This is a genomic window from Dapis purpurea BLCC-M126 (assembly GCF_050015975.1).
Lineage (GTDB): Bacteria > Cyanobacteriota > Cyanobacteriia > Cyanobacteriales > Microcoleaceae > Trichodesmium.
This window is the reverse complement of sequence record NZ_JBNHER010000071.1, coordinates 31,236-42,040: the sequence shown is the minus strand read 5'-3', so window position 1 is coordinate 42,040 and position 10,805 is coordinate 31,236. Positions and strand designations below refer to the sequence as shown.

Annotated in this window: 8 protein-coding genes; 6 read left to right on the top strand and 2 right to left on the bottom strand. The window is 33.0% G+C overall.

Annotated elements, in window-relative coordinates; translation table 11 throughout:
* Positions 1 to 619: 619 nt before the first annotated feature.
* Positions 620 to 1,195: a hypothetical protein gene (locus ACP6PL_RS06775; protein ID WP_426543859.1), complete on the bottom strand. Its 576-nt coding sequence runs from the start codon at positions 1,193 to 1,195 to the stop codon at positions 620 to 622.
* 107 nt (positions 1,196 to 1,302) lie between these two features.
* Here ACP6PL_RS06775 and rpsD point away from each other — a divergent pair, with 107 nt between their 5' ends.
* Positions 1,303 to 1,911: a 30S ribosomal protein S4 gene (gene rpsD, locus ACP6PL_RS06770; RefSeq protein ID WP_426543857.1), complete on the top strand. Its 609-nt coding sequence runs from the start codon at positions 1,303 to 1,305 to the stop codon at positions 1,909 to 1,911.
* A gap of 442 nt (positions 1,912 to 2,353) precedes the next feature.
* Here rpsD and moaA read toward each other — a convergent pair whose 3' ends face one another.
* Positions 2,354 to 3,340 carry a GTP 3',8-cyclase MoaA gene (gene moaA / locus ACP6PL_RS06765; RefSeq protein ID WP_426543855.1) on the bottom strand — a complete coding sequence of 329 codons (987 nt, stop codon included), beginning with the start codon at positions 3,338 to 3,340 and terminating at the stop codon, positions 2,354 to 2,356.
* 500 nt (positions 3,341 to 3,840) lie between these two features.
* On the opposite strand from moaA, the gene ACP6PL_RS06760 reads away from it, so the two are divergent.
* The 5 genes from ACP6PL_RS06760 to ACP6PL_RS06740 all read left to right on the top strand — a co-directional run bounded on the left by ACP6PL_RS06760 (position 3,841) and on the right by ACP6PL_RS06740 (position 10,795).
* A complete protein-coding gene (locus ACP6PL_RS06760) occupies positions 3,841 to 4,971 on the top strand; it encodes a hypothetical protein (RefSeq protein WP_426543853.1) in 1,131 nt (376 codons plus the stop codon).
* Entirely contained in the window at positions 4,968 to 5,828 is an 861-nt protein-coding gene (locus ACP6PL_RS06755; RefSeq protein WP_426543851.1) for a mechanosensitive ion channel family protein, read from the top strand. Before ACP6PL_RS06760 ends, ACP6PL_RS06755 begins: the two co-directional genes overlap by 4 nt.
* 1,338 nt (positions 5,829 to 7,166) lie before the next feature.
* Positions 7,167 to 8,246, top strand: a complete 1,080-nt coding sequence (locus tag ACP6PL_RS06750) for a DUF4335 domain-containing protein (RefSeq protein ID WP_426543849.1) — start codon at positions 7,167 to 7,169, stop codon at positions 8,244 to 8,246.
* A gap of 80 nt (positions 8,247 to 8,326) precedes the next feature.
* Positions 8,327 to 9,196 (top strand): OmpA family protein, encoded by an 870-nt coding sequence (locus ACP6PL_RS06745; protein ID WP_426543847.1) that lies wholly within the window; start codon positions 8,327 to 8,329, stop codon positions 9,194 to 9,196.
* A gap of 192 nt (positions 9,197 to 9,388) precedes the next feature.
* Positions 9,389 to 10,795 carry a tetratricopeptide repeat protein gene (locus ACP6PL_RS06740; protein WP_426543845.1) on the top strand — a complete coding sequence of 469 codons (1,407 nt, stop codon included), beginning with the start codon at positions 9,389 to 9,391 and terminating at the stop codon, positions 10,793 to 10,795.
* Positions 10,796 to 10,805 lie beyond the last annotated feature (10 nt).

Below are 10,805 nucleotides of genomic sequence, written 5' to 3'. Positions count from 1 at the left end.
AACCTGAATTATTTAATTAATAATTAATAATTAATAATTAATAATTATTCGGTAATCATTTCCTGTGGAATGCTGTGCAAACAGCTATTAGCTAGCCTCTTCCAGAGGAACTGCCTTAACAGCAGTCTGCAATAAAAATTTAAGTCAGCTATTAGTCAAATCAATTCAATATTAAAAATTATTAATTCGCTCATTATAACCTCTGGCTGAAGTCAGAGGCTTGAAATAAGGAAAATATTTTTGATTTTTTCGCTCTAGAGCAGAACGAGGCTTGAATCTTTAATTAAACAATTATTGAAATTAAGGAACCAATCAAAATTTTTGAAATTTGAATTTTGAATTCAAAAAACTGTCATAGTTTCATAACTTACAGCACTTTTCATTTCAGTAGACTACAAAGCAGGGACATTCTATGGAAGGTCTCTAGAGGATTATCATTTTTTATACAAGCAAAAAACCTAACTATTCAAAAATAATAAACAAGGTGTTAAACTAAGTTTTGTAAGTTACTCTACCCAACTCGTCTTTAGAACCGGACTTGAGACTTTCACCTCCAAATTGGATCTTTTGTTGTAGCTAATAGCTAATAGCTGAATGCTGAATGCTGAAAATAATGAAATTAACTTTCTTGCTCTGAATCAACCCCACTTATTTCTTGATTAGGATTAAGACAAGTAGTTAATAATTCTTCTGTCGATAATCTTACATTAGAACTTAAACCAATCACACAAGAAGAAAAGCCTTTTGGCAATAAACTAAGACGACAACTTTCTAATATAGCAGATTCATTAGATGTATCTTTAACTGCTTTGTTAATCTTTCTCACACAATTTCCTAGTTCATCAACTCTTCTCACCCGTTGACAATTAAATAGAATCTCTTTTGCTGGAAGTTCTTTAGTTGTATTATCATAGATTCTTGTGACACATCTTGATAAATGTCTAGGCTTTAAAGCTGCACCACAAGCATTAGCTACTTCTGACTCAGATAAACCTACGCTTAATAAATCCCTAGAGCAAATTCTAAATGATTTTCTATTTGCTTGAGCTGTTGCTACATCAGGAATAGCCATTAATAAACTAGAACTAAAAAGTTGTATTGCTGCTAAATATATCCAGCGTTTACTCAAGTATTTCTTAGGTGCAAATAAAGGAAATTTCTCAGATAAAAAATTAGAAAAGTTAATATTAGACATAACAAATTATCAAAGCTAAACTCAATAGTGGACAATTGACAAAGTAGCAATTAAATAGTATATGATATAGGATTGTGGCTAAATTTTACATTAATGAGGAAATTATTATGTCTAGATATAGAGGTCCACGTTTAAGAATAGTACGTCGCCTGGGTGATTTACCAGGGCTAACTCGTAAAAGTGCCAGACGTGCTTATCCACCTGGTCAACATGGTCAAAATCGCAGAAAGCGTTCAGAATATGCGATTCGATTGGAAGAGAAACAGAAACTACTATATAATTATGGTCTTTCTGAACGCCAACTCCTACGTTATGTAAAAAAAGCTCGTCGTGCAGCAGGTTCCACAGGACAAGTATTACTACAATATCTAGAAATGCGTTTAGATAATACCGTATTTCGTTTAGGAATGGCTCCAACTATTCCTGGCGCACGACAGTTAGTCAATCATGGTCATGTAACAGTTAATGGTAAGGTAGTAAGTATTGCTAGCTATCAGTGTAAACCTGGAGAGGTAATTAGTGTTAAACAAAAAGAAAAATCTAAGGAAATGGTAAAGACTAATCTCCAATATCCAGGTTTAGCTAATATTCCTAGCCATTTAGAATTTGATAAAGACAAACTGGTTGGTAAAGTTAATGGTGTTGTGGAACGGGACTGGGTGGCGCTTCAAATTAACGAACTATTAGTTGTGGAATATTATTCCAGACAAGCTTAGAGTTTTTGTTTTTCAGAGAACTAAGGAAGAAGGAAGAAGGAAGAGGGAAGAAGTTTAATTATTGACATATGATTGTTTATGCTATTAATTTTTAGTAGTTAAACAGTAAACATAGACGTGAAAAAGAATGTAGGGATTTTCCATAGAATTTCCCTACAAAGTTTTGAGAAAATGTTTATTTCTGGCACTTAATTAATGAGAGTTGATATGAGGGATTATTCCAATACTCCATCTATACTTCCTCCTAACTCCTGACTTCTAACTCCTTTTCCCAGAGCAAATATAGCATTCGCTATTACTGATACAAACATTCTCAAATTCTCAAATATAGTTACAGTAATAATTTAACTTCTGTACCTTGCTAATCCTATGATTCCCGTCCTATGATTCGCCTATCTAAATTCTAAATTCTAAATTCTAAATTATAAATTATAAATTCCTTTTACCCTCCAATTTGCGACATAGTTCGACTATAAATTCCAGTAGTACCAGACTCTCTTTGTTTAAAATTAATTTCTGGTTTTATACCTAATAAATATTCTATCTGTCGCCGTAACTCCTCAACAGAAACTCCATTACGCAGACCATTTTTTAAATCTATTTGACCCATTTCATTCAAAAGGCAAGGTCTTAACCATCCATCCGCAGAAAGACGCATTCTATTACAGCGCTCGCAAAAGCATTCAGACATTTGACTAATAAACCCTAGGGTTCCTTTTGCTCCAGGAATTTGAAATATATCCGCAGGTCCATTTCCTCGGACAAAAGATTCTGTTAGTCCCCATTTTTTCCTAATCCTTTGCCTTAATTCTTCAGAAGAAATCCAACCTCTATCATCAAATAATTTATCATTACCTATAGGCATAAATTCAATAAATCTAACGTGCCAATTACGGTCAATAGTTAAAGCTGCTAAATCTAAAATTTCATGGTCATTCACCCCAGGAATAACAACCACATTTAATTTCAAAGGGTCAAAATCTACCTCATAAGCAGCTTGAATACCATTCCAAACAAGCTGCCAACGACTACGACCTCTATTACCAATAATTAAATTAAAAGTATCTGAGTCTAAAGAATCTAAACTAATATTAATTCTTCTTAAACCAGCTTGATATAAATCTTTTGCCATATCTGCCAGTAAAAATCCATTAGTCGTCATAGATAAATCTTTTGTTTCTGGAAAAGAGGAGATATTCTCAACCAAATCTACAAGACCAGGACGTAATAAAGGTTCACCTCCCGTTAAGCGAAACCTAGTAAAACCGACAGGAATAAATACTTCTTTAAGTAGAGTTAGTAATTCATTATTAGTCAATAAATTTTGTTTTAAGATATAGTCAATTTCTGCACCTTCTGGCATACAATATTGACATCGAAAATTACAACGATCTATCAAACTAATTCTGAGATAATCAACCTTGTTCATATTAAAATTTAGATGTTAATACAATGTCAATATAGAGTTTTTCAGTAAGCATGAGGTACAGTTATATTTTTCTTACAAATGGATAATTGATAATTAATCCCCAAAGGTTTAAAGCCTCTCCTAATAATTGATAATTTTTGTTATGCTCCGCATTCTTGTTATGCAGTGTTTTCCTAACGGAATGCTCCGCAAACATGTGGGCGACAGCCGAAAACAAAAATAATTATCCATTACCCATTTTTAATGATCAATTAATGAACTGTGCCCTATTCTGAGTTAAACTTTCCCTCAAACTTAGAATTTTGTACCTCACCAATATGGGAATTAATACATTATACCGACCATTTTCCTGTTTGCCAGTTCTTAGCAAATATTATTTTGAGTTTGAGCAAAAAAATATCTAGTTACAGCCAATGTAAATTTATCTTGAGGTTCAAACTTTAATATTTCTTTTACAAACACTCTCTAAATTATTAGAAATTGTAGATACTAATAAAATTATGCAGCTTGTCGATCAATTAAAATCTCTATTTATCAAAGCTCCATCCTCGGAAACTGAGAATGAACTTGATGAACTCCCAAAAAACATTAGTTCTAATTTAAATCAACAAATTCAAGCTTTATCTTGTCATCCTAAATACCTCGAAATTGTGCAATCTACTTTAGAAAAAGCATTATTGCAATGGCAAAAGAATCCAGAGACAAATGAATTGGTAATTCTCAGTAGTTCTGTAGAACCTTTATCCCAAATTATTGAATCAGCTTTAGCTAACTGGAATTATGAAAATATTGAAGATATTAAGTTATTATCCTGGTCAAATAGACCTAAAGATTCCTGGAATATTATTCCTAATTTACAAAAAGATTTAGCTCTGTCTACCAAATTAGATGTTGATAATAATTCTGAAAAATTTAAGGAATTAGTAGTTATTCCTTGTTTAGAATTTTGCTTTCTACGACAGATAAATGGTTTAGATGGAATTGAGTTTTTAAGAAACAGAATCTTTCAAGACCACTCTAGATTTTGGTTAATTGGTTGTAATTCTTTAACATGGCAATATCTTGACCATGTTTATAATATTAATTCTTACTTTGCAAGAACTCTACCATTACCAACTATGACAGGAGAAGAAATTATGGAATGGCTGAATCCTGTAATTAATCAACTGGAGTTTAAAAACAACGATCAAGATGAAGAAAAACAACTTGCTAAAATCCAAGAAAACTTTGATTATTTATCCTATATTTCCCAAGGATTAAGTTCAGTAGCTGCTCAATTATGGTTACAATCTTTGAGTCTGGCAAATCTGGAAAATATTAATACTCAAGCAGAAGATACAGAGACTATTCTGGTAGAGTACAAAAAAGTTAAATCATTAGATTTACCAGAATTGACGGCTGATGACCGCTATCTTTTATTTTCTATGCTTTTGCACAAAGAAATTAATTTATCTGATCTAGCTTTGAGTTTAGGAGAATCTGAAAGTATCATTCAATTCCAAATTGAAAATTTATTACGAATGGGAATAATTCAACGTTTGAATAATTTATTTAGCGTTCATCCTGCACATTATTTAAAATTGTGTAGGTATTTAAAAAAATATAATTTTATAACTGATTTAATAGAATGAATTTATCTTTAAACTATCTAGAATTAACATTTAATTTTCATCTGTATGTACTTACAGTAGAGCAAGGATTAGAAGGAATAAGCATCAAGAATATAAATTTTCGGACTATTCTCCAAACAGTAATTGCTTTACTTCTTGCTTATGGTTTTCTCATCAGCGTTAAATTTTTAAGTAAATGGTTGTCAGAAAGAGTACCTTTAAGATTTCGAGCAGCAGCTAAACAATCAGATCCTTTTCTACAAGCTTTAATTTTATTTACTACTACAATTTATGTACTAAGTTTATTCTTGCAACTTTCGACTCAAAATTTATTAGCAATAACAGGTACAATTGCTGTAGCTTTAGGTTTTGCTTTTAAGGATTATGTTAGTTCTCTAATTGCTGGAGTAGTAGCTCTATTTGAAATTCCCTATCGAGTAGGAGATCGGGTGAAAATAGGAGAAAATTATGGTGAAATCGTTAGTTATGATTTGCGAGGTATTCGTTTACAAACTATTGAAGATAATCTGATATTTATTCCCCATAATAAAATTTGGAATGAGCCAATATCTAATGCTAATAATGGTGCATTAGAAGCTCAAGTTACAACGGATTTTTATTTGGCTCATGAAGTAGATTCAGAACTGGCAATTAAAATTTTATATCTGGCTGCTTATACCAGTAAGTATACTCAATTAAAACTGCCAATTAGGGTATTAGTTGAAGAAAAACCTTGGGGAACTCAATTTCAGTTAAAGTCTTATCCTATAGATGCCAGGGATGAATATATTTACAAAACTGATTTGGTGAGGCGAGTTAAACAAGCTTTTGCAAAACATAATTTTACTTATCCTCAAAGTTATTTCAGGAACGAATAAATATATAACTAGTTGTACAAAATAAATTTCTTAGTTGAGGCAGGAAACACGGAATAGGGAAAAGGGAGTCAATAGGATTTGTAATTAATTTTGCTTTGAGCTGAATTGTGAAATATTGTAGGCTTTTAGGCAACAGCTAATGTTGCAACAGAGAAGAAATAAGATAGGCAAGGCTGTGGTTTGGTCAGATGCAGAAGAAAAAAGATAAATAATATGAAATACGTTAATGTTTGCTACCAAAGATTGATAGACAGATGGGGGGATGGGGAGATAGGGAGATTCCCATATTTGCACAATTTTTTGTATTTCATACAATATATAGAATATAATATATAGAGATAAATAATACAAAATCTCATCCATTCTTCTTACATCTCTTTGAGAGTAGGTAGTAGTGTTCAAAGAGATAATATATCTTGGTTTAATACCGATAATCGTTAAAAAAAATGACTTAAGTTTATTTATTACTTAATAACTGAAGTTGTATCGGAAGTATACCATTATTTTTTTGAATTTGTATAACTTCCAGGATGGGAAAAGCTCCTTCTGTTTTTGTGTTTATAGGATTATTTTTAATAACTTATATAAGTAAAATTAAACACTGGTTTCAAAATATTTAATTGACTAAAACAAATATTTGACAAAATTTCTACTATTAACCTTTTTGTGAGTAATAAGCTTTAAACCTAATTTTCTTGGTCATCGGGATATACCGAAGTATGCCCCATACTTTTATACCGATAAACTTCAGAAATTGAACTGAATGCTTACCGACAAACCAGCTATAGAAAATAGAATAGTAACTGGCTTGATTTTTGATTAATAATTGACAAAAAATAAATCAAAAGATATCAATATAATAAGATTTATCAAAAAAAATAAACAAAAGTAATGATTAATGTTGAGTAATCAGCAATATAGGCTACCTTGGCCTAAGAATACATTTCTGTAAGCTCCCAGAACATCCAGTAGAGAATTAACAAAACCTCACTAGCTTAATAGCTAAGTTGAGCATAAAAATAGTAATGTACTCCAGCTTGATAGCTTTAGTGGTATTCTCTTGTTTAAATTATTGGATGTACCGCACGAAAATCTATCATAAAAATCAAGAAAGATGTTATGACTACCAATTCTCTAAGGAAGAGTCTTGAATACAGCAGTCGCTATGGCAGTGCGGACATTTTCACACCTCTCAAATATAGTCCATGCTGCGAATTTGACTTATGACTTATGACTTATGACTTCTGCTATAATTGCTTTGGCAAAATATGAGAATGGTTACTTCCGTGAGGTGCTATGCACCTTACGGGTTTCAAATTTTATGGAGAATTAAGTGCAATGACGATTCAACGCCAGTACAGTTTGCCTAACTGCAAATTGATTTTGCAAGGCTTGAGTGATACTGGAGGAACTAACTTAAGTCCAGGACAAGTATTATCTATATTAATGAGTGCTGAATGTCATATTCATGGCCAAGAGCCACCATTAACTGGGGGACGAGATTTTTTTGAAAGTTTGGTTAGACAAGTTAGTAGCTATGCTCAGGAATTTCTGAGTGGCATATCTTCCCCTAGACACCACACTGAGAGCCAAGAGTTGCTACATTTACATAAAATAGATGTCAATCTCCATAGATTAACTCTTTTTGATGGCAATGTTTCTGGTGGAAATATTGCCGATCAAAAACCTGGAAGAATTATTGATTTAACTACAGTTCAGTTATTCGATCTGGTTGAGGCAATAGACCAGTTTTTTGCTGATTCTCTGACTTTACCAGATTTCTCTTTAGCAGTAAGACCTGTTTCTCGAAGACAAGCCAAATCAGGGGAGCCTGTGGCCCAAAAGGTTCTACCTGCTGCTGTGGGAATGTCTGGTTTAGCAATAGCAGCGTTGGCTTTATTCTTTGTACCTATTCCAGAAGTACAACGTCCAAGAGAACCTCAACCAGAATCAAATGAGAGTGTGGGTAATTTAGAGCCATCTCCTATAAGTACGTCGGAACCTGGTTTGAATCCTACTCCAACATCTGAAGGTTTGGACTCTTCTCCAGAATCGACTACTATTGATTCATCTGAGGAGAGACTATCTGAAGAAAATGTAGAGTCGTCTTTGACTACCAGTTCCGAAATTACCGATCCAGCAGAGATTGAAAAATTGCAAAATTTACTCTCTACAACAATTGATGATGCTTGGAAAATAGAAATTAGCGGAGATTTAATTTATCGTGTCACAGTGGCTGCCGATGGTTCTATTATTGGCTACAAACCAATAAATCCTGCTGCTGCTGATGAAGTAGATAAAACTCCTCTACCAGATTTACTGAACCGACAGATAGTAGCTGGAGATAATAGTCAATCTACCGCGGAGTTTAAGGTCTTGTTTAGTGAACAAGGTTTCCTAGAAGTAGAACCTTGGTGAATATCAACTATATTGCTTATTATCTCTAAACCAATTTTTGAGGTAGGATTCAAATTGAAAGTGTCACCAATGGAAAAACCGTGAGTAAATCTTCTCCCGATCGGATAAACCCTAGGTCTCCGGCAATGGGTCTGTTAATACTATCCTTAATATTTCGATTGTTACTGCTGGTGGTAGCTAGCGGTTTTTCCTGGGTGCTGGGAATGGCGATCGCTGTTCAATATCCTTCTACTTCTGAAGAGATACCCATAGCAGAAAAACTACTGCGTGGAGCTAAGGGTATAGTATCTAAAAAACAGTTGCCCCAATCCTCAAGTGCCACCCCTGAATCTACTCCAGAAACTCTGAAGCTCCAAGTTGAACTAACTGAGGCCCAGAGACAGGAATTACAAACAGAACTTAAAGAATTACAAACACAGTTAAATACTCTTATCGGTCAAACCACAACTTTAGAAAATCAATTAGGTGTCAGTAGATCTAATCAAAATTTAGAGGCAAGATTAAATTTAATTTCCCAGCAGTTGGCTATACCCCTTTCGACTAATGAACGCAAACAAATAAGTCAATTTACCAAACCTGTTTTTTCAGGAAATCAAATGATGGTGACGCTTCCTCGTGATGTTTTGTTTGAGTCGGGTAGTAATACAATTCGTTCTGAGGGCAAGATCATTCTAGACAATTTAATTGGTGAATTGAAAAATTACAAAGGGGCGACCATTAGTATTTCTGGTCATACTGATAGTCGGGGTAAAGTCAAAGCAAATCGAGAATTGTCATTTTTACAAGCTGAAGCAGTGGCAGAATATTTATCAAAAAATCTGGGGCAAAGATATCGTCTTCTGGCTATTGGTTATGGAGAATCTCGCCCCATAGCAGAAAATGATTCTCAAACTAATCGACAACGTAATCGTCGAATAGAGGTAAAAATTAATCCTAGAAATTTGAAGTAAAGTTGATAGATTTTTTTGGATTAATTTATTTAGATGAATTGGGTTGATATAGATAATATTTAATGTGTGCTGCAACTTGTGGAGCGAGGTGTTGCCAAAAGAAGATATTGAATGAGACTTTTCTTAAAAATTGTTTGTCTTTCGATCTAAAACTTGAATTTTTGTATATTTGAACATAATATAAGATAGACTATGCCCTACAACTTACGAATACCAGGACAATTTACAGAAAGAGAACTTTGGGCAATAGAAGCTTTGGCAAAGTTGTTGCCTATAGGTGGAGTTGTGCTGGAGATAGGTTCGTCTTTAGGTCTGTCTTCTTACGCATGGGCAAAAAGTGTCGATCCTTCAGTAACAGTTTACTGCATTGATCCTTGGGAAAAGAATGCACAATATGCGCAACAATTACAAGAGAAATATCTAACTGATTATACTGTAGAGAAATTTAGAAGCTTTACCGAAAAGTGTCCTAATATACTTACTTTACAAGGTTTTAGTCCCCAGGATTTTGCTGAGTGGGATAAGTCTATAGATGTTTATTGTCAAAATATAGACGGTCAAAATAGGACTATTGAGGAAGATATTAATTTCTGGTTACAGTTTGTCAAACCTGGTGGTATTATTTGTGGTTTTGGTTATGGTGAAGAGTTTCCTGATATTAAGAATAAGGTTGATAATTTGAGTCAGTTTTATCAGGTTGAACTTGTAATTGTAGATAAATTTTGGTGTTTAGTTACTGATAGTAATTTTGAGAGATTAAATGGTGTTGCTAAGATCAAAGAAATTCATGGTTACCAATATGAATTGGAAATTCATGAACCGCCTGCACTGTTAGAACCAGGAGATTTGTTGCAAGTTTCAGGTAAGTTGAAAAATATTAGCGGTCGCGATTGGAATATATTTGTTGATGATTTAGAAGTTATTAAAATTGGGATTTGGGTTTATGAGGAAAATAATCATGATCATCAGGAATTTAGGACTTCAATAGGTTATGATAAGTTAATTAATGGTGGAAAAATTGAATTTAATTTTGTACTAGATACTAATCAACTACAGCAGGGAAAAATTAGATTAGAATTTGATGTACTTGCTGAACTTTGGTATTGGTTTAAGGATAAAGGGGGTAAGTATCAAACTGTAGAAGTGCAAATTTTACCAATAACTGCTGGTAATTTGAATAAGGTTGGTAATCAACTTAAGCGGAAGGGAAAATTAGCGGAAGCTATTGGGGAGTATCGGCGGGCAATTGAATTAAATCCTCATTTTTCTTGGAGTTATTATAATCTAGGGGACGCTTTGGCAAAACAAGGTTGTATTAATGAAGCAATTGAGAAGTATCGTCAGGCAGTTAATTTAAAACCAGATTCTGGTCTATTTAACTACAAAATCAGTAAATTATTGGCTGAACAAAAATGTGATGATGAAGCAGTGTATTTTTTGCAAAAAGCAGATCAATATAGATTTAATAAATACTTTAATCAAAGTATTAAAAATATTTTTGCTGAAAGAAATTTATCACAACTAAATACACAAGATAATAGTTGTATATTTGATTATATATCTTTGTATTTGAACGATTCAGAATTAGATAGAAATTAATAACAAACTC

Bases quoted from the DNA above. Each gene is read 5' to 3' on its own strand.
- ACP6PL_RS06775 (WP_426543859.1), bottom strand. From the start codon at position 1,195: ATGTCTAATATTAACTTTTCTAATTTTTTATCTGAGAAATTTCCTTTA.
- rpsD (WP_426543857.1), top strand. From the start codon at position 1,303: ATGTCTAGATATAGAGGTCCACGTTTAAGAATAGTACGTCGCCTGGGT.
- moaA (WP_426543855.1), bottom strand. From the start codon at position 3,340: ATGAACAAGGTTGATTATCTCAGAATTAGTTTGATAGATCGTTGTAAT.
- ACP6PL_RS06760 (WP_426543853.1), top strand. From the start codon at position 3,841: ATGCAGCTTGTCGATCAATTAAAATCTCTATTTATCAAAGCTCCATCC.
- ACP6PL_RS06755 (WP_426543851.1), top strand. From the start codon at position 4,968: ATGAATTTATCTTTAAACTATCTAGAATTAACATTTAATTTTCATCTG.
- ACP6PL_RS06750 (WP_426543849.1), top strand. From the start codon at position 7,167: ATGACGATTCAACGCCAGTACAGTTTGCCTAACTGCAAATTGATTTTG.
- ACP6PL_RS06740 (WP_426543845.1), top strand. From the start codon at position 9,389: ATGCCCTACAACTTACGAATACCAGGACAATTTACAGAAAGAGAACTT.